This is a genomic window from Terriglobia bacterium (assembly GCA_020072645.1).
Lineage (GTDB): Bacteria > Acidobacteriota > Terriglobia > Terriglobales > Acidobacteriaceae > Angelobacter.
Map to the genome: position 1 here is coordinate 677,678 of JAIQGK010000003.1, position 20,823 is coordinate 698,500.

18 protein-coding genes are annotated in these 20,823 nt (G+C 55.1%); 12 read left to right on the forward strand and 6 right to left on the reverse strand.

From position 1 onward, the window contains the following. Window positions 1–13: 13 nt before the first annotated feature. On the reverse strand, window positions 14–766 hold the full coding sequence (locus LAO76_06470) for a MerR family transcriptional regulator (protein ID MBZ5490557.1): 753 nt from the start codon (window positions 764–766) through the stop codon (window positions 14–16). 284 nt (window positions 767–1,050) lie between these two features. On the opposite strand from LAO76_06470, the gene LAO76_06475 reads away from it, so the two are divergent. From LAO76_06475 to LAO76_06490, 4 genes are all read left to right on the forward strand, one after another. Further along, a complete protein-coding gene (locus LAO76_06475; GenBank protein ID MBZ5490558.1) occupies window positions 1,051–2,085 on the forward strand; it encodes a YncE family protein in 1,035 nt (344 codons plus the stop codon). Window positions 2,086–2,369: 284 nt separating this feature from the next. After that, window positions 2,370–3,047 (forward strand): hypothetical protein, encoded by a 678-nt coding sequence (locus LAO76_06480; GenBank protein MBZ5490559.1) that lies wholly within the window; start codon window positions 2,370–2,372, stop codon window positions 3,045–3,047. A gap of 152 nt (window positions 3,048–3,199) precedes the next feature. Then, window positions 3,200–4,225 carry a hypothetical protein gene (locus tag LAO76_06485; protein MBZ5490560.1) on the forward strand — a complete coding sequence of 342 codons (1,026 nt, stop codon included), beginning with the start codon at window positions 3,200–3,202 and terminating at the stop codon, window positions 4,223–4,225. A 70-nt stretch (window positions 4,226–4,295) separates the two neighbouring features. Continuing rightward, the gene (locus LAO76_06490; protein ID MBZ5490561.1) at window positions 4,296–6,434 is read left to right on the forward strand and encodes a S9 family peptidase; all 2,139 of its coding nucleotides are present in this window, start codon (window positions 4,296–4,298) and stop codon (window positions 6,432–6,434) included. Between the two features lie 153 nt (window positions 6,435–6,587). Here the strand turns inward: LAO76_06490 and LAO76_06495 are convergent, their stop codons facing one another. Further along, a complete protein-coding gene (locus LAO76_06495; protein MBZ5490562.1) occupies window positions 6,588–7,238 on the reverse strand; it encodes a bacterioferritin in 651 nt (216 codons plus the stop codon). 301 nt (window positions 7,239–7,539) lie between these two features. On the opposite strand from LAO76_06495, the gene LAO76_06500 reads away from it, so the two are divergent. Continuing rightward, on the forward strand, window positions 7,540–7,863 hold the full coding sequence (locus tag LAO76_06500) for an RNA-binding protein (GenBank protein ID MBZ5490563.1): 324 nt from the start codon (window positions 7,540–7,542) through the stop codon (window positions 7,861–7,863). 259 nt (window positions 7,864–8,122) lie between these two features. On the opposite strand, the gene LAO76_06505 is transcribed toward LAO76_06500, so the two are convergent. Further along, window positions 8,123–9,538, reverse strand: coding sequence for a DUF5666 domain-containing protein (locus LAO76_06505; protein ID MBZ5490564.1), 1,416 nt, complete (start codon window positions 9,536–9,538; stop codon window positions 8,123–8,125). A gap of 322 nt (window positions 9,539–9,860) precedes the next feature. Continuing rightward, window positions 9,861–11,303, reverse strand: coding sequence for a DUF5666 domain-containing protein (locus LAO76_06510; GenBank protein MBZ5490565.1), 1,443 nt, complete (start codon window positions 11,301–11,303; stop codon window positions 9,861–9,863). A 226-nt stretch (window positions 11,304–11,529) separates the two neighbouring features. Between LAO76_06510 and LAO76_06515 the strand changes: the two genes are divergently transcribed. From LAO76_06515 to LAO76_06545, 7 genes are all read left to right on the forward strand, one after another. Beyond that, entirely contained in the window at window positions 11,530–12,234 is a 705-nt protein-coding gene (locus tag LAO76_06515; GenBank protein MBZ5490566.1) for a TetR/AcrR family transcriptional regulator, read from the forward strand. 51 nt (window positions 12,235–12,285) lie between these two features. Then, window positions 12,286–13,095 (forward strand): enoyl-CoA hydratase/isomerase family protein, encoded by an 810-nt coding sequence (locus tag LAO76_06520; GenBank protein ID MBZ5490567.1) that lies wholly within the window; start codon window positions 12,286–12,288, stop codon window positions 13,093–13,095. Window positions 13,096–13,248: 153 nt separating this feature from the next. Next, complete coding sequence (locus tag LAO76_06525) at window positions 13,249–14,715, forward strand: aldehyde dehydrogenase family protein (GenBank protein ID MBZ5490568.1); 1,467 nt, start codon at window positions 13,249–13,251, stop codon at window positions 14,713–14,715. Window positions 14,716–14,729: 14 nt separating this feature from the next. Then, the gene (locus LAO76_06530; protein MBZ5490569.1) at window positions 14,730–15,173 is read left to right on the forward strand and encodes a PaaI family thioesterase; all 444 of its coding nucleotides are present in this window, start codon (window positions 14,730–14,732) and stop codon (window positions 15,171–15,173) included. A 41-nt stretch (window positions 15,174–15,214) separates the two neighbouring features. Further along, window positions 15,215–16,396 carry a phenylacetate-CoA oxygenase subunit PaaI gene (locus tag LAO76_06535; protein MBZ5490570.1) on the forward strand — a complete coding sequence of 394 codons (1,182 nt, stop codon included), beginning with the start codon at window positions 15,215–15,217 and terminating at the stop codon, window positions 16,394–16,396. Window positions 16,397–16,547: 151 nt separating this feature from the next. After that, window positions 16,548–17,300 (forward strand): CoA-transferase, encoded by a 753-nt coding sequence (locus LAO76_06540; GenBank protein ID MBZ5490571.1) that lies wholly within the window; start codon window positions 16,548–16,550, stop codon window positions 17,298–17,300. A 150-nt stretch (window positions 17,301–17,450) separates the two neighbouring features. Beyond that, window positions 17,451–18,212: an enoyl-CoA hydratase/isomerase family protein gene (locus tag LAO76_06545; GenBank protein MBZ5490572.1), complete on the forward strand. Its 762-nt coding sequence runs from the start codon at window positions 17,451–17,453 to the stop codon at window positions 18,210–18,212. Window positions 18,213–18,350: 138 nt separating this feature from the next. Here the strand turns inward: LAO76_06545 and LAO76_06550 are convergent, their stop codons facing one another. Further along, on the reverse strand, window positions 18,351–19,505 hold the full coding sequence (locus tag LAO76_06550; GenBank protein ID MBZ5490573.1) for a membrane dipeptidase: 1,155 nt from the start codon (window positions 19,503–19,505) through the stop codon (window positions 18,351–18,353). A gap of 123 nt (window positions 19,506–19,628) precedes the next feature. Continuing rightward, window positions 19,629–20,780, reverse strand: a complete 1,152-nt coding sequence (locus LAO76_06555; GenBank protein ID MBZ5490574.1) for a winged helix DNA-binding domain-containing protein — start codon at window positions 20,778–20,780, stop codon at window positions 19,629–19,631. Between the last annotated feature and the right edge of the window lie 43 nt (window positions 20,781–20,823).

Sequence of the window (20,823 nt, forward strand, 5' to 3'; positions counted from 1 at the left end):
CCGGCTTCCGCGCTTACGTGCCTGAAACTTTATGCGCGGCCATGGCCTTCTTGATAAATGCCTCCACATCGTCGCTCCATGGCTTCTTAAAGCTGGCGGGCCAGCCTCCCGGATCAGCGTAGAGCTTGTTCAGGCCTTTCTGCACTTCAGGATCGCCGCCGGTAAAGCCGCGAGCAAAGCTTGACCAGCGCTCCGCCAGCTTGCGTGCGTTGGCGCTGCCCGGATCCTCATGGCTGGTGATGGCTGATTCAATGTCGCGGATCAGGTCATTCCAATCCTGCGCGACCTTGGCCTGCATTTCCGGAGTAAAGGTTTTTGCGCGCTCCGCGATTTTTGCCTGCGCTTCTTCGCTGTAATATTTTTTTGTCCATTCCATGGCGTTTTGCCTTTCCATTACCTCAATGATTTTTTTCAAGGCCGCCAGATCGGGGGCGCGGTTGGACTTAAGCGAACGTTCCGCTTCTTCAATGGCCTGAATGGCGGCCTCCAGTTGCAGACGTTTTTCCAGCAGCAGCCGGCGTTGCAGCCGGAGAGTCGCTGCCAGGTCCAGGTCGCTCCCATCGAGCAGGTCCTTGATTTGCCTGAGCGGCAGGCCGATGAACTTGAGCGTAACGATCTGCTGCAGTCGCGCAAAGTCGCCATCGCCATACAGGCGATAGCCGGCTTCCGTGCGTCCGCTGGGCTTGAGCAGCCCCAGACGGTCGTAATGGTGCAATGTCCGCACCGTTACTCCCGCTTTGTCGGCAAAATCGCTTACCCGGTACATCAATCTGCCCTCCAGGGCATAGTGGGGTATGACGTAAGGTCAGGCGCAAGGGAAATCAGCAAATAGCAATTGGCAACTGGCAATTGGTCAAACCTATTCACCGCAGAGGGCGCGAAGGACGCGAAGGTAGATCGTTCCAAATGCTTTTGCGTCCGTTGCGGCAAATTCCTGATTCCCGACGATAATCAGGCCAATTGCTAACTGCCAATTGCCAAATGCTCTTCGGGCATCAGAACACCAGCTACTTGCATCCAACCACCTTTACGGCAGGTCCCTGTCCCCCTATGCGGAATATCAAGTTTATTCTTTTAGTCACGTTGCTAAGCGGCTCCATGTTTGGGCTGGCGGCCAAGTTGCGCCAGGTGGCGCTGATCGATCTGCCGGGAAGCCCGGGCTTTAGCCAGGTCACCATGGCCAATGGCCAGGTCGTAATTACCCGTCCGGGGACAAATACCATTGAAGTTTTCAGTCCGGTAAAGCGCCGCATTGTCGCCCGTATCTCGCAGATCAGCGATCCGCGCGGAATCACCGTGGACAACGATTCCGGCACCATGTACGTGGCGCTGGCCGGCAACAACAGCATCGCCGTGGTGGACACGCGCAACTGGAGCGTGGAAAAAGTGATACCGGTGCAGCATCGCCCGGAAAAGCTTTTATGGGTGCCGCAGACAAAAACTCTTTATGCCACCAGTGTGCTGGACCGCACGCTGAGCATTATCGATCTTCGCCTTTCGGCGGAAACGCACGTGCTGGAGCTGAACGCGCTGCCGCAGGACATGCTGTATGACGGTGCTCGCCAGATTTTGCTCCTGACCTTGCAGGACCTTGGGCAGATCGCGTCCATTGATCACAGCAACAAGATTATTGGCCGCTACAAAGTTGTCGCTTCAGAACCCACGGGACTGGCGCTCGATGAGCAGCGCCGCCGGCTTTATGTTGCCGTGCGCTATGCCGTTCTTGCTCTCAACGCCGATACCGGCGCTGAACTAGCGCGCATCCCTGCCCCGGGCGGAACGGACGCGCTGGTACTCGATCCGGGCGGCAATCTGCTCTATGCCGCGGCTGGCGATGGCTCCGTGCTGGCCATCGATCTCAATCGCAATGTGGTGGACCACGAACTGCCTACGGACGTGAAGGGTTACAGCATCGCGTATGATCCCGCGCACAAGATGATCTTTCTTCCCGGCGGACGTGAAGGCCGGTCCAAGATGGTGATCCTGAGCCCTTCAGGCGTGACAGAAACAAACCGTTTGCAGAACGCCGCCAGCCCAGTTGAGGCTACACCGCAGAGCGCCGCACAGACTGCAATGAAGAAGTAAATTTTGCGGCCTGAATGGGCGCAAAAAGCCGTCTCGCATTAGCGACATTACAATCGCTCTATCCCCGCTCAGCACTTTCGGCCGGTTTTCGCTGGCCTGCGGATACTCTTCCCACCCAAAATCTTCTTTCTAACACTCCATCTATCAGATAAATTCTGCCTTGAGCCCACAGATCTGCTTATACAGATCTGCTTATATAGAAGATCTGCTTACGGAAGATCTGTTCACGGATCGTTTTCCTCCCCGGTTGTATTCGATCCGCAAATACAGGGGAACCCGCCACCATGGCATCAGGAAAGCCGGTATCGCAGCCGATCCCGGAGAGCCTGAATGCCAATCGCGCGCTGCCTCCGGCTGATTTGAAAAAGATGGCTGAGGAATTGAATGAACAGCGCCGCGGGGAGATAGAACAGCACAATCAGCAACTCAAAGAGCGTTTTGCCGCATTGCAGCAGGCCGGCGGCTGGCAGAGTGTGTTCGCAACTCAACTTAAGTTGCAGAGGATGGCAAATCCCAACGTGCCGCATCTGAATGAGGCGCAGCAGTTCATCACGAATTTCATTTTTTGTGACCATCCGCTCATCGCGGGGAACACTTCTGAATTCCAGGCGTTTACGAACGACCTCCAGTTAAAGTCAGTCAGCAGACAATTTGAGGTGGAACCGCTGGCGTCAGTCATTATTAACGGCTGCAGCTTCGGGTCGGAGGCGGGCGAAGTCAGGCTGATCCTGAACCACGATACAAGCAGCCCCTGGCCATTGCAGGTAAGCGATTGGAGTGACAGCAGCATCTTCGCAACGCTGGGAGCTAATCCTGGAGTTTCTGATCAGGACGCTCAGTTGGTGGTAGTCCGCAAAGATGGAACGCAATCGGCTCCCATAGCCGTCCAGTTCTTCCAACATCGCATGCCCCATGTGACGGCCTTTGATACGGCGGCGAAGAGGCCAGTACTGGAGTTTTAGAGAGGTGCTGGCGACGATGGATAGCTGGATGCGTTACCGGGACTATCCGACTCTGCATAGCCTCTGCCATTCGTGCTAAACTGCGCCGCGTGAGTGCAGCTCCGGTTCAATCTTATCCACCCTCGACTCCAATATTGGATCGGGTAAAACCCATGCCCAGTCCACGTGGCATGAGTATGGTCGAGGTGTGGATTGGCTTGATTCTTAGTTGCACGCTTCCAATCATATTTTTCTTGCCACTGCCCTTCATGAAGAAATTTCTGGCATGGGCGGCTGGAAATTTCATGCTGATGATGTCAGACCAGTGGGGGACACTGCGTTTATTCGCGACCTTGTACGGGATCGCTTTAGCCTGCTCTCTATCTATCGCGATCCACGAATGCGGTCATCTTGTGGCAGGGTTGGCAGCAGGCTTTCGTTGTGAGTCATTTCGCTTTGGGCGCTTCAAGATCGACAAGGGATTTAAGGTATCGCGCTACCACAACATGGAAGATCCTTCTCTGGGCTGGGCAAAAATGATTCCGATCCGTTCGGAGCACCTTCGCAGACGCTCATTTGCAATGATTCTTGCCGGACCGTCAGCCAATCTTTTATCGGCGTGGCTGGTAATTAGATTATGGTCAGATCAATCATTCATTTCTGCTTCGTTTATCGCGGTATCGATTTATATGGGCCTGGGGAATCTCCTTCCGATTCAAGTCCCTGGACATGTCAACGATGGTCAACGGCTGTGGATGCTGTTGTTTAATCCCAAACGAAGCGCACGATATTTCGCGTTGTTTAGCATTGCGGAGCAGATAAAACATGGGGTTGCTATGGAATCGTTAGATTCGGCTTCTCTGAAAAGTGCATGTGCCATTCGTGACAACTCGGTTGAAACTGTTCAGGCTCATTTACTTGGGTATCTTGCAATTGCTGGGAAAGAATGCGCAAAAGCTTCTGAATTGCTCGAGGCTGCCTTGGTTGCATCCGGCAATGCCCCTTCACAACTGCGTGAGATGTTGACTATTTACGCAGCGCATCTTCAAGCAACACATCGCCAGCGGTTGGATTTGGCCGCGCTATGGCTAGCAGAAACACCAGAAAAAACAGTGCTTCCAGATATGAGGGCAAAGTTGGAAGCGCTAATCGCAAATAGCAAGCACAGTGCGATTCCTAATGACCCCGCCCAGGTGTAAGCATGTCGGCTGGGCAGGTAAAGTTGCTATAATCCGCCAATCCCGCATTCCTCACGCAAAAGGCGGATTTATGAAAAAATCAGTGGTTGTCCTTTGTTTCCTCATGAGTACATTCCTGAACGCAGAAGATAAAACCGCCAGCACGGCCAATACGCCGGCGCCTCCTCCGCCTCCCGTGGCGAAATCCATCCATACGGAAAACGATATCAACGGCGGCAAGCTGGTGGACGATTACCGCTGGCTGCGCGACAAGTCGAACCCAGAGGTAGCGCAGTATCTGAACGCGGAGAACGCTTACGCAGAAGGCGTAATGAAGCCCACAGCGGCGCTCCAGCAAAAGCTTTATGACGAGATGGTGAGCCACATCAAAGAGACTGATGTGAACGTGCCATATAAAGACGGCGGATATTTTTATTATTCGCGCTGGGAAAAAGGGAAGCAGTACCAGATTTATTGTCGCAAGAAGGGGAACCTGGAAGCAGCGGAAGAGATTACGCTGGACCAGAACGAATTGGCCAAAGGGCAGCCTTTCATGTCCTTGGGCGCCTATGAAATGAGCGATGACGGCAATCTTCTGGCTTACTCAACGGATAACACCGGCTTTCGCCAATACAAGCTGCGGGTCCGTGATCTGCGCACGGGCAAGGATTCTGATGTTATTGCCGACAAAGTTGGGTCGGTGGCCTGGGCCAATGACAACAAGACGCTCTTTTATACGGTGGAAGATGACAAGACCAAGCGCCAATACCAGCTTTACCGGCATGAGCTTGGGGCCGCAGCAGGTAAGGACGACCTGGTCTATGAAGAAAAAGACGAGCGGTTCACGGTAAACGCAGGAAAATCACGCAGCGACAAATATATTTTCCTACAGATCGGCAGCCACACCACGTCTGAAGCGCGATATCTGGATGCGTCAGATCCCAAAGGTGAGTGGAAGCTGATAGCTCCGCGCCAGCAGGACGTTGAGTATTACCCGGACCATCACGCCGACCAGTTTTTGATCCGCGTCAATGACAAAGGCCGGACTTACCGGCTGGTGTCAACGCCGGTGAGCGCTCCGGGAAAAGAGAACTGGAAAGAAATTGTTCCCACGCGGCCCGATGTGATGCTGAACGACATTGAAGTCTTTGAGGACTTTTACACGCTGGTGGAACGCGAGAACGGGCTGCCGCAGCTCACGATTGTAAAGTTTGCCGACACCAGCAAGCAGCGCATCACTTATCCCGAGCCGGTGTACACGGCTTCTGTTCAGACCAACCGCGAATACAAGACCAACAAGCTGCGCTACGCTTACCAGTCATTGGTCACGCCTGCATCAGTATTTGATTACGACGTTGAAAAGCATACGTCCACGCTGCTGAAGCAGACTGAAGTGCCCGGCGGTTACGATCCGGCGAAATACCAGTCGGAACGCGTATGGGCCACGGCCAAAGATGGCGTTAAAGTCCCGATATCGCTTGTATATCGCAAGGACCTCAAGAAGGCTGACGGTTCCAATCCGCTTTATGTCTACGCGTACGGCTCGTATGGCATCATTCTTCCCGTTGCGTTCGGGTCGACCCGTCTCTCGCTGCTGGACCGCGGCGTTGTGATGGCGTTTGCGCATATCCGCGGCGGCGGCGATATGGGCAAGCCCTGGCATGATGCGGGCCGGATGATGAACAAGATGAACACATTCACTGACTTCATCGCCTGCACGGAATACCTGGTGGCAAATAAATATGGCGCGCATGACAAGATCGCCATCGAAGGCGGATCGGCGGGTGGATTGTTGATGGGCGCTGTCACGAACCTGCGTCCTGATCTGTTCAAGGCCGTGGTTTCGCATGTGCCGTTTGTCGATGTAATGAATACGATGCTGGACGCTTCATTGCCGCTCACCGTGGGCGAGTACGAGGAGTGGGGCAATCCCAATGAAAAGCCGGCTTACGATTACATGGTGAAGTATTCGCCGTATGACAATCTGAAAAAGGGAGCGTATCCCGCCATATTGGTGAAGACGTCATTCAACGATAGCCAGGTGATGTACTGGGAGCCGGCAAAATACGTGGCCAAGCTGCGCACGCTCAAGACGGACAAGAATGTGCTGCTGCTAAAGACGAATATGGCCGCCGGACATGGCGGTTCGTCCGGACGGTATGACCACCTGAAAGAAATTGCGTTTGATTATGCGTTTATGCTGACGCAGCTGGGGGTTAGCACTCAGTAATCAGCATTCAGTGCTCAGCTATAAGGCTCAGACAATTTCACCGCAACGGACGCAAAGCTCGCAAAGAAGATTTGGTAGATTTCTTCTAGTTTTGCGTCCTTGGCGCCCTTTGCGGTGAGTTTGGGCTGATTGCCGAGTGCTAATTGCTTTGTCTTACGCTGCCGGTTTTCGGCCCTTCTTTAATTCTTCATCGGTACGTTCGCGCGTTTTGCCGCTCTCTTCGCGCTTCAAGGGATCGGTGCCGGGATCCTGGCCTTCAGACTGGCCGGTTTCAGGATTGGCAATATACAGCAGATCGGAAAGATCGCTGGCGTGCTCTTCTTCTTTGCGCAGCAGCTCTTCCACCAGGATGCGAGTGGTGGGATCATTGGTCCCGAAGTAGCGGACCATTTCCTGGTAAACCTCAATCACCATGCGCTCAGCGATCAGGTCTTCACGAATCATCTCCGCCAGGGTCTCACCTTCAACATACTGTGAAACCGAGCGCTCCAGCAGGCCTTTGGGATCGAAATTGGGCTTGCCGCCCAGTTGCTGGATACGTTCCGCGAGCGAGTCGGCGTGTTCGCGTTCGTCATCCGCGTGCTCCTTGAATTCATCCGCCACACTCTTGGCGTGGACGCCAGTGGCCATAAAGTAATGGTGCATGTAGCGCAGCACGCAGACAATCTCCGTGGCCAGGGCTTCATTCAGGATTTCAATGGTTTTGTTTACGTCGCCTTTATAGCTTTCGGTTACGGCGCCGTCTTCCATCTTGTGAATGGCGCGCTGGCGAATCTCCTGTATATCTCTAACAAAATGTGGCATAAGTTTCCTCGTCGGGGCGGGATAATTTGGAAATAACAGAGATAAGATTGCCGCCAGGCAATTCAGGATGTCTCCTGCCTTGCCGGTAACAGGTCAGGAAGGCTGAACAGCTGGATTGCGCGATATTAGAAAGATTTGTGTTTTCTAATGTCTGATATCGGACTGTACATAGTACCAGTGGAGTTGCGGCCAGTTTACCTGCTATGATTTCCTCGTCCTCGACTCTGATAGACACGTCGCCTGTTAGTGCCTGCCTATTTCTGCTGAGAACCATCTTGAACGTTAGTAAAAAAGGACTTCCATGAAGAAGATTTTTGTAGGTAACTTTTCCTTCAGCCTTTCCGAAGACGAGCTGCGGTCTCTGTTTGCGCCGTTCGGAGCTGTTGACAGTGCGACGGTCGTAACCGACCGTGCCACTGGACGATCACGCGGCTTTGGTTTCGTGGAAATGCCGAACAACGACGAAGCGGAAAAGGCCATTGCCGCTCTGAACGGCAAGGATTCCGGCGGTCGGGCGTTGACCGTGAATGAAGCGCGGCCAAAAGTGGATCGTGGTGGTCGCGGCGGAGGCGGCAGGGACGATTATTCCGGCCATGCGCGCCAGCCCCGCGAACCTCGCTGGTAAAAGACTCCGGAGCGCAGCAAGCTTGAATGGAAAGGTCTGCTGCGCTGATTTCAATTTCACTCTCAAAATGATTGCTTCACGCATGATCAGGGGCGACACTCGCCCATGATCAGAGCGTTCTCGTGCGCCCAAGTTTTGGCGAACTCCCATCTCACGCACATTCCCACACAGCTCATAGCAACGATCAATTGCTGTCCAAAATAAAAGCGGCCGCACCCTTTAAGGATGCGGCCAGTTGAGGAGCGTGCTGAGCTGTTGTTTAGCGGATGCGGCGGGCGATCATCTGCCATGAAGTTCCGTTCCAGAAGAGCAGACCGCGTACCTGAACGCTGCCACCGTTGGCCACTGTGACGCGGCTGTCGGTTGAAGCGTTCGTGGTCACGTGGACTACGGTCTGTCCAGAGATGATTCTCAGGGCCGAATCCGTTGCCAAGTTGATGTCAAAGGTGCTGGCTGCCTTGTTCGCAACCGTTCCGGAGACTCCCTGCTGCTGCAGGTTGATCTTGTCCGGGCTGATGGCGCCATTGGCCGGTGGCACAGCCGCGTTGGTGTCAACTTCAATCCGCTGACCCTGGTGGATGGTCGTTGCGTCAAAGGGGAAGGTGGCGCTGGGCAGGCCGCCGCCGAAACCGTTGCCGGCTTTTACGCGGAACTTGCTGGCGCTTAGGCCGGCGATGTTCACGCTGAAGTCGACGCCGATCTTGGTGTCGTCCATGCCGTTGCCGATGCCGTCATTTGCATTCACGGTGAGCGTGGTGCCGCTGATTGCGGTGATCAGGCCTTCAACTTCTGCTCCGGTATTGCTTTCCAGTCCTTCAATTTCCTTGGCGAACAAGCTGCCGTCGGCGCGGGTGAAGCCTTCCACGGTCACAACCTGGTTGAGCAAGCTGGCGACGCTGGTGACGCCATCTTTGAACTGCGTGGTGCCGTCAGTGTTGAAAGTCATCGACGAACCGGTCTGCCCGACCTTGAAAGTGAAGCTGGAACCGTTCACGGCAGTCACTGTTCCTTGTACGTCTTCAATTTCTCCGTCATCATCCTGCTGATTGCCGGCAACTCCGGGGGCTTTGGCAGTGATGTTGAATGAGGACGAGGTGAACGCGATTCCGTTCACTACGCCGGCGGCTGTGGTGATCGAGGCGCCCACGTTCACGTCAATATTCAAGACGAGCGGGCTGCTGCCGATCGCGAGGTTCGGGCTCAGCGGAACGGTAATGGACGCGCTGGCTGGGCCATTGATGTGCACTGCGGTGCCTGCGGCGGTGAGAAATGTGAGTTCAGAATTCGCCAAAGTGAGGTTTGCCGCAGAGAACGTGCCCTGGGGCAAGCTGCCTGTCGTGAAGGGCTCAAATTTTCCTGAAGCGTGCGTCAGTTCAATCCGGTTGCTGGCCGGGACTGCCACCGAAACCGGGGCGCCGCCACCGGCTGGTGTGAGCGACAATGACGAAACGGACACTTCAAAGGCAATTACGCTGTCGGCAGGCGCATCGCCAAAACGGACTTGTGCCGAGTTGGCCCCTACGCCGCCGGGGGTTGGTGTGGGACTGGGGTTGGAGGCGAGCGATGATCCGCCTCCGCCGCAGCCTGAGGCCAGAGCGATCAGCATTGCCAACATAAAGATGGAGGTTAACTTGGCCACCGGGCTGAGTATGTTCTTGTAATTCTGCGTTTTCATTAGTATCTCTCCTGGAGGGGACCAAGCTGCTAGATTCGGGTTTCTCAGTCCGCCGTCGAAAGTTTTGAATTTTTCGGGTCTGGTGATAGGACAAGCAACACTGCCTGCGCGGAACAACTTTTTTGACGGCTTTGGAATGCGCAAAAGATTGCAAAGCCGTGACAAATCAGCAACGGGACCGGGGACTAAAACAAGATAGGCAATTGTTTTGTTTGCGCTAATGGCCATTACAAATGGGTGGTCAGCAAGAGGCCAACCCTCGCCTTTGAGTGCGGAAGGAAAGCCGTCTAATCGAGCCTGTCCGCGCGCCTAACTCTTTGGGTTACTGGGTAATCCGGCGCGCCACCATGTTGAACTGCGTTCCCGTCCAAAAAAGCGGCCCGCGCACGCGGATAGCACTGCCATTAGCTGCATTGGAGGCACGATTGTCAGTTTTTGGCTGCGAGAAAACATGGACGGTCGTTTCGCCTGAGAGCAGAGTTACGTAGGAATCGGCGGGAAGTAGCAGGTCAAAAGTTGAAGCGCCACCCGGCAAGGCAACGAAATTTGATACGGTCCCGCTGACGGCTTGCTGTTGCAGCCTTGCCTGAATCGGGACGATTGGCTGACTGGTACTCACGCCGCTTTCGGTAATGATTTCAATCCGCTGTCCTGCTTTCAGATGGGTTGAATCGAAAGGAAAATTGATGGCGGGCGAGGCAAGCCCTGACATGTCACAATCGCCAGAATCTGTGGCAAAGGCGGCGGCTGGAAGGGAAGAGATGTCCACCAGGAAATCCTGGCCGATCTGGGCGCTGCTGAAGCCGGTACCGGTTCCATCTTGCACGGAAAATTCCAGCAAAGAGGAAATGTTGAAGCTGCCGACCGTTGTAATGGTGCCTTCCACCTGAGAAGCGTTCTGTCCTCCGAGCGCTTCAACCTGCTGCGCGAAGAGCGTTCCGTCGGAGCGAGTGAAGCCGTCAATCTGGACGATCCGGTTCTGAAGGTCGGCCAGGCGAAGTCCATTGGGAAGCGAGGTGGTGCCATCCACCGTGAATGGCAGACGCGAGCCGCTTTGTCCAGTCTGCAATACAAATCCACTGGAGGAAACTTCAACGACTTTTCCGGTCTCGTCTTCAAATTCTCCATCATCATCCTGTTGCCGGCCCTGGATTCCGACGGGCTGCACGCTGAAGTTGAATGAAGATTGAGTAAAGTTGGTGCCGCTTATGTTTCCCGTGCCATCAGTCACCAGAGCGGCCGCCAGGTTTATATCAAGATTGAGCACAACGGGATCATTACCAACTACCAGCGGCGGATTAAAGTTTATCCGCACCGTTTGGTCCGCACCGTTAACCCGGTCAATCAACGTGACAGGCGCGGGAGTGAGCAAAGTCTTGGCATACGTGAGCAAAGGGCTCTGGATTGAGATATCCGCGGCGGCATAGCTGCCCGGTTTCAACGGCATTACGGCCAGAGGCTGCATCTTTCCCGCGGTATGGCTCAGTTCCAGCCGATTCATGTTGACTGCGATCGTGGAAGGGCTGCCGCCGCCCACTGGAATCAGGCTGATGGGATTGGCGATGGTTACTTCAAAAGAGAACACCTGGTCTGCCGGCGCATCACCCACGCGCAGTTGCGTCACGGTAGCGTTCTGGGTAGCTTGAGGTGGAACTGAAGTTGATTCCTGCCGGAGCGCACCGGTACCGCAACCAGCCAGGAATGTGCAAAACAAAAGGCTGTATGCAATTGTTTGCATCTTCCGTGGTAAACAAAGTTTCTTCATTCGGGCACCTCACCCCTCGGAGCCACTGCTAAAGCCTGCAAATGCAAGCACATGGATCCTCAGGGCCTTATAGTTTCCTCTTGCCAACCGCACTGGGAATGCGCAATTCAAGTGCCCAATACGGAGAACCAGCAAAGGGGGGATTGTGGAGTGGTGCTGGATTTGACCTGGCGGCAACCTGCAAGCGATAATTAAGAATCGAACGAACGTTCGGTAACCTGAATCTATGGCACTGCAAAACATGGAAACCCGCTTGTCTGGCGAGGCCATAGAGGGCCGCAAGGGACGAATTGTCCTTACAGGCGGTGAAGAGGCAGCGGATTCCCGCTTTGATCGCAGGCTGGCCAAATTGCTGGATCACGCCGCACACATCTTTTGCGAAAAAGGCTATGAGGGCGCGTCCATGCGTGATCTTTCCCGCGCCGCCGGTATGTCTCTGGCTGGTCTTTATCATTATTTTGAGTCCAAAGAAGACCTGCTTTACCTGATTCAGAAACATACGTTCCGCACGATTATCGAGCGGTTGCAGGAACGGCTAAAGGAATCAAGGGATGCGGAAGAGCGCGTTCGCATCTTCATTGAAAATCATCTTGAATACTTTCTGGCGAACAAAGAAGCCATGAAAGTCCTGACACATGAGGATGAAACGCTCAAGAATGGCCGCGGCGCTGAGATCAGGGCCATCAAGCGCGAATACTACAAAATCTGCCTGGACCTGCTGGAAGATCTGCGGCGGGAAAAAGGACTACAATTTTCCGGGCGGCTGGCCGTGCTGGGCCTCTTTGGCATGATCAACTGGATTTACACCTGGCATAACCCGCGCGTGGATTTGGACGCCGGAGCCATGGCCGAGGAAATGAGCAACCTGTTTTTGCGCGGCGTGCTCAACCCCGGCAAACCCAAACGCAAAATCGCAAAGACCAACGCCTGACGGCGTCCTCACGAAATCAAAGATTCGAAATTCATAAGGAGCTTTTGAACCATGGCGACAACCACAGCAACGGAAACCAAGACCCTGGTGAACTATCGCGTTGAAGACGGAATAGCGGTGATCGAGCTTTGCGATCCGCCGGCGAATACTTATACCTACGAAATGAACCGGCAACTGGATGAATGCATCCTGAAAGCCCGCATGGACAATGACGTTTATGTGCTGCTGCTCACCGGAGCGGGCGACAAATTCTTTTCCGCCGGCGCCAATATCAAGATGCTTTCCTCGGTCGATCCGACGTTTAAATATTATTTCTGCCTGCATGCCAATGAAATGCTGCTTCGTCTGGAGCACACGCCCAAGCTGGTGATCGCGGCGATCAACGGCCACTGCGTGGGCGGTGGACTGGAAATTGCCATGGCGGCCGATATCCGCATTGCGCGTAAGGACGCAGGCAAGATCGGTTTGCCGGAAATCAATCTCGGTGTCCTGCCCGGAACCGGCGGCACACAACGACTGAGCCGCATCGTGGGCAAAAGCAAAGCCATTGAGCTGATGGTCACGGGCAACACTTTTACTTTTGAAGAAGCGAAGGAGATGGGCATCATCAACGACATTTACGAGCGCGACGGCTTCATGGAAAACATCATGGAATACGCGCGCCAGTTCACGCCGCCAAACAAAGCCGCGAAGGCCGTGGGCAATATTAAGCGCTCTGTGCAGAGTGGTTGGGAAGTCCCGATGGAGTCAGCGTTGGCCATTGAGCGCGAGCTGCAACAGCGCTTGTTCGCGAGTGACGACGCCAAAGAGGGCCTGGCTGCGTATGTAGAGAAGCGGCCGGCGACGTTTAAGGCTCGCTAACATCCCGAGCGTATCGAGGGGTCCCTATGAGATTCCTCGCTGGTTGACGGAAGCAATCCTGTTCGATTGCGACCAAACTGTTGAGTCTTAATCAATGACCTTGAGAGCAAAGCGAGGGTAGCGATTCCTCGCTTCGCTCGGGATTGAAAAATCATGATTACAGCAACTAAAGCAAAAGTTTCTCCCGGCAAGCTGCTTATCGACGGCAAATGGTCGGACGGTTCAGGAAAGTCGTTTGACACCTTCAACCCCGCAACAGGCGAGGTGCTCACGCAAGTGGCTGAAGGCGGCGCCAGCGGCGTTGACCAGGCCGTCGCGGCGGCGCGCAAGGCGTTTGACGACGTGAACAGCCCGTGGCGCAAGATGTCTGCCAGCGAGCGCGGCAAGGTGCTGTGGCGCATCGCCGACCTGATTGAAAAAAATATTGAAGAGCTGGCCGAACTGGAGACGCTGAACAACGGCAAGCCGATCTTTGAGTCGCGCTACGTGGACATGCCGATGGTGGCTGACGTTTTCCGCTACTACGCGGGATGGGCCACCAAAATTCATGGCGAGACCGTCAACACCTTCAGCAACGCGTTCACTTACACGCTGCGCGATCCTGTTGGTGTGGTAGGTGCGATTGTCGCATGGAATTTTCCGCTGCTGCTGGCCAGTTGGAAGCTCGGGCCGGCGTTGGCCTGCGGCAATTGCGTGATTTTGAAACCTGCGGAGCAAACGCCGCTCACAGCCCTACGCTTCGGCGAACTCGCGCTGGAAGCCGGACTGCCTGCCGGCGTGCTGAACATTGTTACCGGCGGACCGGAGACTGGCGCTGCGCTGGTAAGGCATCCGGGGGTGGACAAGATTGCATTTACCGGATCGACGTCCGTGGGCAAAGAGATCATGCGCAGTTCAGCTGACACACTAAAGCGCGTGACGCTGGAGCTGGGCGGCAAGTCACCAAACATTGTTTTTGCCGATTCACAAATGGACTCTGCCGTGAAAGGCGCGCTGAATGGCATTTTCTACGGCAAAGGCGAAGTATGCTGCGCCGGTTCACGCTTGTTCATCGAGAAGAAAGCCGAAGACGAATTTGTGACTAAGCTCGTTGAGTCGTCAAAGAAGATCAGGCTTGGCGATCCGCTGGATCCTAAGACAAGACTGGGCGCCATCGTCAGCGAAAAGCAGATGCAGACTGTGCTCGGCTACATCGAAGCGGGCAAGAATGAAGGCGCAAAGCTCCTGGCCGGAGGCAAGCGCGCGCAGGTCAATGGCGATCACGGCTACTTCATTGAGCCGACGATCTTCGGTGGAGTGAACAACGATATGAAGATCGCGCAGGAAGAAATTTTTGGCCCGGTGCTGGCTACGCTCACGTTCGATGACATTGAGCAGGTGGCGGAATTGGCCAACAAAAATGTCTATGGCCTGGCTGCCGCAGTCTGGACGAATGACATCAAGAAAGCGCACCAGCTCTCGCGCCGGTTAAAGGCCGGTACAGTTTGGATTAACACCTATGGCGTGATGGATGCATCAATGCCATTTGGTGGCTATAAACAGTCAGGCTTTGGGCGCGAGCTGGGCATGCACGCGATTGAACATTACACCGAACTGAAATCAGTGTGGATGAACCTATAGTGGCTGCAACTCAGATGACGGTCGTGGAAAATGTGGATCATTACCGCAAGCTGGAGCGCATGTATCTGGCCGCTCCAATCAACGAGTTCTTTAAGCCCGCGATCCAGATAGGGCGAGGGATGGCCGAAATCAAAGTCCACGTGGACAGCCGGTTTTTCCACGCTGCCAAAGCAGCTCACGGAGCCGTCTATTTCAAGAGCCTGGATGACGCTGCTTTTTTTGCCGTGAGCTCGCTGGTGGAAGACCGCTTTGTTCTTACCAGCAACTTTAATTTGTACATGCTGGCGCCCGTCGCGGCGGGTGTGGTTCGCTCAGTGGGCAAGGTGGTGAGCGGCGGCGGATCGTCGTTTCTGGCGGAGTCAGTGCTGTACAACGAGCAGGAAGAAGAGATTGCCCGCGGAAGCGGGATGTTTGTGCGAAGCAAGGTGCGGCTCGATCCCGAGATGGGATATCGCTAAGGCGAGCGCACGAGATTGCAAAGATATTTTAGGAGTGAATCATGCCGGGAAAAATAATGAAGATTGGGTCGTTCAGTGATTGGGAAGGGCTGTTTAAGGAGTGGCGCGAGGAAATCGGCGTCAATCACGACGACATTCGCAATTTTAAATTCGATACGCTGTACGGCGAGATTGAGACCGACGAAATTACTTTTGGCTATTACAAAGGCCGCAATAAGTGGGAGAACGTGCGCCAGATTCCTACCCAGAACATGCGCGACGCACTGATGAACCTGATCGTTTACCAGGGCGACACGGAATTTGCCAGCGTGGAGCAGCAGCGCTGGCTGTTTGAGACCGCGCCCAGCGACTATGACCGCTCGTCGCTGACGCGGGTGATGATCGAAGAGATGCGCCACGGCTGGCAGATGTGTGCGCTGCTGATTGACCACTTTGGCACCACGGGCAAAGTGGAAGCGCAGAAAATGCTGGAGCGCAAAGCGTACGAGAACAAGCGGTTGCTGGGATCGTTTAACGAAGAGTGCGATAACTGGCTGGACTTTTTTGCCTTCACTGACTTTGTAGATCGTGACGGCAAGTTCCAGTTGCAGATGCTGAAGTACTCAGCCTTTGCGCCGCTGGGCCGCTCCATGAGCTACATGCTGCGCGAAGAAGCCTTCCACATGGGCACGGGCAACACCGGGCTGGCTCGCATCGCCGAAGCAGGCGTAGTTCCCGGCTGGCTGATGCAAAAGTATCTCAACAAGTGGATTTCCAGCGCATATGATTTGTTTGGCACCGATCATTCTTCTTCCGCGCATTGGGCGTATACATGGGGGCTGAAGGGCCGTTATGACGAATTGAAAAATGAAACCGCGCCCGATCTCGATAATCTGAACGACTACAACCGCCACCTTTATCGCGATGAGTGCGTGGGTCTGGTAAAGCGCATCAGCGCTGGGCAGCGCCCGGGCAGCACCGAGCTGTATTGCCCCAACATACAGTTCAACCGCATGATTGGCCGCTGGAAGGGCCAGATGTTTCATCCGCAGACCGGCGAGCCCATGGACGAAAAAGAATACAAGCAGCAACTCGAAACGTGGCTGCCCACGGGGGCGGACAAAAAGCTGCTGATGGACATTATCGGGTCAGAAAAGAAATGGATTGCGCCCAAGACGGGCGCAAAAGATCCACTGCTCACGATCGGCGAGGTAAGAAAGAGCGCGCTGAACGCGGTGCAGTAGTTTTTTATCCCGAACGAAGTGAGGGAACCCTATGAGCTTAAAGAGCGTAGGGTTCCCTCAAATTTTGGTCGCCATTATTTATGATTGCTGGTCCTGAAGAGTATCGAAGGGAATAGGGCTCCCTCGCCTCGCTCGGGACAAAGAAAAACAAATGCAATACACACTCAACGAACTCATGGTCGTAGCGGCCGCGCGGGAGATCAAAGACGGCGAGATCGTCTTTGTCGGCATGCGGCTGCCGCTGATTGCATTCGTTGTCGCCAAGAAGACGCACGCGCCGAATGCTATCGGACTGTTTGAGAATGGCGTGATCCGCTCCACGCCATCGCCCGAGTTGATCTACACCATGGCTGATCCTCCAAACATCAAGGGCGCGACGCAATGCCTGGGAATGCTCGAGGTGATGAGCCTGTTGCAATCGGGCAGGGTGAGCCTCGGTTTTCTTGGCGCGGCTGAGGTGGACAAGTTCGGGAACCTGAATTCAACACAGGTGCAAGGGAAGAACGGCATGGTGCGGCTGCCGGGGTCGGGCGGAGCTTGCGACATCGCGTCGATGGCGCAGCGCTTTGTGTCATTGCTGGAGCACGGCAAGCATCGGCTGCCGCAAAAAGTGAGCTACGTTACCAGCCCGGGGAACGGCGACGGCACTGGCTGGCGCAGGCGAGTGGGGCTACTACGGGGCGGGCCTTCAGCGGTGATCACCACAAAATGTGTTCTGCGATTTGGCGACGACGCTGAAGCATTTCTCTCAACCTATCATCCGGGAGTGAGCGTGGATGATGTATTGGCAAATACCGGATGGAAGTTGAAAGTCGCTCCCGATGCGAAGCCGACGCCGGAGCCGAACGCGGAGGAGTTGAAGGCGATAAGGGAGTACGATACCAAGGGGTTCTGGACGAGCTAGCTTTTTCCTCGTCCCGAGCGAAGCGAGGGAGCCCTACTCTCTAAATGAGGTGCGGTAGGGCAGGAGGAGACCTCAGCCCACTCATATCTTGGAAGGGAATAGGGATCTTTCACGCGCAAAGCCGCGCGTTCGGGATTTCAGAAAGAAGCTATGATTTGCACCGCTCTTGAAATCCACGGCCAGCTTGCCCGCATCACACTCAGCCATCCGCCGCTGAATGTGATCGATTTCCAGATGATGGATGAACTGCTGGCGGCCTTACAGCAACTAGAGCAGCGTCGGGAAATATCAGTCGCGATCATCACCGGCGGGAATCGAGCTTTTTCTGCCGGGGTCGACGTGGCGGTGCACACGCCCGACCTGGTCCAGATCATGTTGCAGAAATTTCACAGCGTGATTCTTGCGTTAACTAAGTTTCCCAAGATCACGATTGCTGAAATTCACGGCGCCTGCCTGGGCGGCGGCGCTGAGCTGGCGATGGCCTGCGACATGTGCTTTACCACCCCGGATGCCAAATGGGGATTTCCCGAGATTACGCTGGGATGTTATCCGCCGGTGGCGTGTACGGCGCTAGCATCGCTGGTGGGACAGAAGCGCGCGGCCGATCTGGTTTTTACCGGACGAACGTTCAGCGGCGAAGAAGCCGCCGAATGGGGGCTGGCGAATGAGTCGCATCCTGAAGACAAATTGCAGGCAGCGATTCAGACGACGGTCGATCACTTGTTGAAGCTGAGCCCAGCGGCGCTGGCTGTGGCCAAGAAAGCATTTTATGCGTGGGATTCCATGCATCTGGACAAAGGTCTGGCGCGGGCGGAAAAGATCTATCTGGAAGAGCTGATGCAGACCGAAGACGTAATAGAAGGAATCGCGGCATGGATGGAGAAGCGGAAACCGGTGTGGAAAGGCAAATAGCCTTTCTAAAATCCCGAACCGCCGATTTTGCGGTGAGGGAGCCCTATGATCTTCTGAACTCTGAAAGCTTGTTAATCTTGCACCATCCCAAAAATTCTTGTTGTGATAGGGTTCCCTCACTCCGCTCGGGATAAAAAATCACGGCAACACTTCCAGCAGCACTCTCACCACGTTTTCTCCCATAATCTTGTGAATATCCTGTTCGGAAATTCCTTCCTGCAGCAGCGCGTCGGTGAGCAGCGCCCAGCCACTGGAGTCGAAGGGCGCGGTGATGCCGCCGTCGAAATCGGAGCCAAGAGCGACGTGGTCAGCGCCGACGATATTTACCGCGTAATGAATGGCGCGGGCAGCGGCGCGCGCGTCAGAGCCGCACGTTGCTGTATCCCACAGGCCAATACCGATAACGCCGTTGGTATGAGCCACGGCGCGAAGTTCATCGTCTGACAAATTGCGCGGATTGTTGCAGGTGCCTTTCACGCCGGTGTGAGAGACGATCAGCGGATGCGTTGCCATGGCGGTGACGTCGCGCAGGGTGGCAGGCGAGGCGTGAGCCAGATCGATGAGCATGTGATGGGATTCCATGGCCCGGACCCACTGGCGGCCAAGAGTGGTAAGCCCGTCTTTTTTCATGCCTGCGGCAGCGCCGGCGATGGCTGTGTCAGTAAAGTGCGTAGGCGCCATCATGCGGAGGCCCGCAGCGTAAAGTTCATCGAGATTTTCCAGACGGCCCTCAATCGGCTGCGCGCCTTCAGCTCCCAGGAATCCTGCAACAGCGTGCGTGGAACCACGCGTGGTGAGAAATTTCTGTACGTCTGAACGGGAGCGCAAGATGACGAGCGCGCCTTTGGATTGATCGGCAAACTTTTGCAATCGCTCGGCCTGATAGAGCGCGCGTTGTTTAGGGCTGTTCCATGTGCGCGGAGGCCAGCCTTCAAAGATGGCGATATTACGGACCTGGTCAGTGGAATCAGAGTTCTGGAAGATATTGAGTTTGCGCGGCGCGGTGGTGACTACTGTAAACGCCTGGATGGAGACATTGCCGTCGATGAGTCGCGGGAGATCTATATGACCGCTGCTGCTGCGGCGAAGCAGGTTGCGTCCCCAGAGCAGGCTGTCGGCGTGAAGATCTGCAACGGTAAGGGCGCGATGCAAAGCCTGAGCCTTTGCGGATGGCTGGTAAGGCGGCGGGTGCAGGGTGCGGTTGAATCGGCGCTCCACGATGCCGGGCAACGCGAACCATGCGGCCACCAGGACTATGACGAGCGGCAGGAGAATCCAGCGCCAGCGTTTCATAAAGCCTGAAGCATACCATTTTTATTAACCGCTCTCGCGGAGGCTGACCGGCTAGCATTTCGGTTATGGCGATTGTCCAAACGATTGATGGAAAGGTTAGATGGGACGTCCGTTGAAGTTCGCCTAGTCTTTGAATGAAAACACGAGAGGGCTTTGAAAAAGGTCCGCTAATTCCGCAGCGCGATCTTTTATCTTCTTGGACATGCGCGGGCCAACCCGGGTGAAGAGTTCAACTTCGATCTCAAGTGTTTTGCGGGACGGCTTATAACTCCACACACCAGCAATCTCTCCATTGATCAGAACCACCGGTGAGATCCAGCCTTGATTGCGGTAAACGCGCTTATAGAACTGCGGTTTCAGGAAATGCTCTTTGAAGCGATGGGCCAGCAGGTAGACATCGAAATAAGGAAGCAGGTGGACAGAATCTGTTTCGGGGGAAGCGGCCTGCAGCGCTTTCATGTCTTCGCGCAAAAGCAGCAGGCCATTGTGTTCTGCAATCTCTGAATCCAACAGAGGACGAAGGGCCTTCACCTCCGCCATGGAGATGAGGGACCAGTGGGCGAAATCTTTGAGCGTCGCCGGGCCATACGCGCGCAGGTATTTGCGGAACAATTCTTTTTGCGCTTCCACTTCGTCGAGCTTTGTTACATCGACCTTGGCCTGGGCCGGCAGCCAGTGCTCAGTGCGGATGAATGTTGCCTGGTTGCCTTCGCCGGGCCCGTAGCAGACCAGGCCCTCGATCACGGGCAGCCGCACAATGCTCCATACCTTGTCCATCCACACGCGCAGCCGCTTGCTGACTTTAGGACGCACGGCGGCGGTGATGGCGGCGCGCGGCGCGGGACCTGTTTTGAGTTCTTCAAGAATCAAGGCGCTCAGCCCATCAGCCTCGTCTCGCGTGATCTTGCACCTGGCCATGATTGAGAGCACGGCTTTTGCGCGCGCGTTCTTGTGCGCGGCGATATAGAGCGGAAACTCATCCGCCGGGACAAGATGGAGCGTCTGGCGCATCAATGAGGTCTTTACCAGAGAGCGGTTCTTCCACAGCGCATCATTGACGATCGTCGGCGTAATGGCATGATTGCGCGCCCAAAGCTGAAGCTGCGCTGCGGACATGATCTGCGCCTGAACACCGCAGACGTCGCGGCAAATGGTGACAAGGTCCTTCGCAGATTTGTCGAGGAGATGATGGCGGCGCAAACGGAAGGCGTGAATCTGTTCGGAAGAGAACGGAGCGTCGTGCGAAATCTTTGTTGCGCTGCGAGCTTTTTTCATCGATGGGCGATTTCTGGCGAAGACCAGAGTAGCTGAACCTTTT

Coding starts and splice junctions, on each gene's coding strand:
- LAO76_06500 (MBZ5490563.1), top strand. CDS start 7,540: ATGAAGAAGATTTTTGTAGGTAACTTTTCCTTCAGCCTTTCCGAAGAC.
- LAO76_06510 (MBZ5490565.1), bottom strand. CDS start 11,303: ATGAAGAAACTTTGTTTACCACGGAAGATGCAAACAATTGCATACAGC.
- LAO76_06530 (MBZ5490569.1), top strand. CDS start 14,730: ATGACGGTCGTGGAAAATGTGGATCATTACCGCAAGCTGGAGCGCATG.
- LAO76_06505 (MBZ5490564.1), bottom strand. CDS start 9,538: ATGAAAACGCAGAATTACAAGAACATACTCAGCCCGGTGGCCAAGTTA.
- LAO76_06485 (MBZ5490560.1), top strand. CDS start 3,200: ATGCCCAGTCCACGTGGCATGAGTATGGTCGAGGTGTGGATTGGCTTG.
- LAO76_06550 (MBZ5490573.1), bottom strand. CDS start 19,505: ATGAAACGCTGGCGCTGGATTCTCCTGCCGCTCGTCATAGTCCTGGTG.
- LAO76_06535 (MBZ5490570.1), top strand. CDS start 15,215: ATGCCGGGAAAAATAATGAAGATTGGGTCGTTCAGTGATTGGGAAGGG.
- LAO76_06475 (MBZ5490558.1), top strand. CDS start 1,051: ATGCGGAATATCAAGTTTATTCTTTTAGTCACGTTGCTAAGCGGCTCC.
- LAO76_06525 (MBZ5490568.1), top strand. CDS start 13,249: ATGATTACAGCAACTAAAGCAAAAGTTTCTCCCGGCAAGCTGCTTATC.
- LAO76_06470 (MBZ5490557.1), bottom strand. CDS start 766: ATGTACCGGGTAAGCGATTTTGCCGACAAAGCGGGAGTAACGGTGCGG.
- LAO76_06545 (MBZ5490572.1), top strand. CDS start 17,451: ATGATTTGCACCGCTCTTGAAATCCACGGCCAGCTTGCCCGCATCACA.
- LAO76_06490 (MBZ5490561.1), top strand. CDS start 4,296: ATGAAAAAATCAGTGGTTGTCCTTTGTTTCCTCATGAGTACATTCCTG.
- LAO76_06520 (MBZ5490567.1), top strand. CDS start 12,286: ATGGCGACAACCACAGCAACGGAAACCAAGACCCTGGTGAACTATCGC.
- LAO76_06515 (MBZ5490566.1), top strand. CDS start 11,530: ATGGCACTGCAAAACATGGAAACCCGCTTGTCTGGCGAGGCCATAGAG.
- LAO76_06480 (MBZ5490559.1), top strand. CDS start 2,370: ATGGCATCAGGAAAGCCGGTATCGCAGCCGATCCCGGAGAGCCTGAAT.
- LAO76_06540 (MBZ5490571.1), top strand. CDS start 16,548: ATGCAATACACACTCAACGAACTCATGGTCGTAGCGGCCGCGCGGGAG.
- LAO76_06555 (MBZ5490574.1), bottom strand. CDS start 20,780: ATGAAAAAAGCTCGCAGCGCAACAAAGATTTCGCACGACGCTCCGTTC.
- LAO76_06495 (MBZ5490562.1), bottom strand. CDS start 7,238: ATGCCACATTTTGTTAGAGATATACAGGAGATTCGCCAGCGCGCCATT.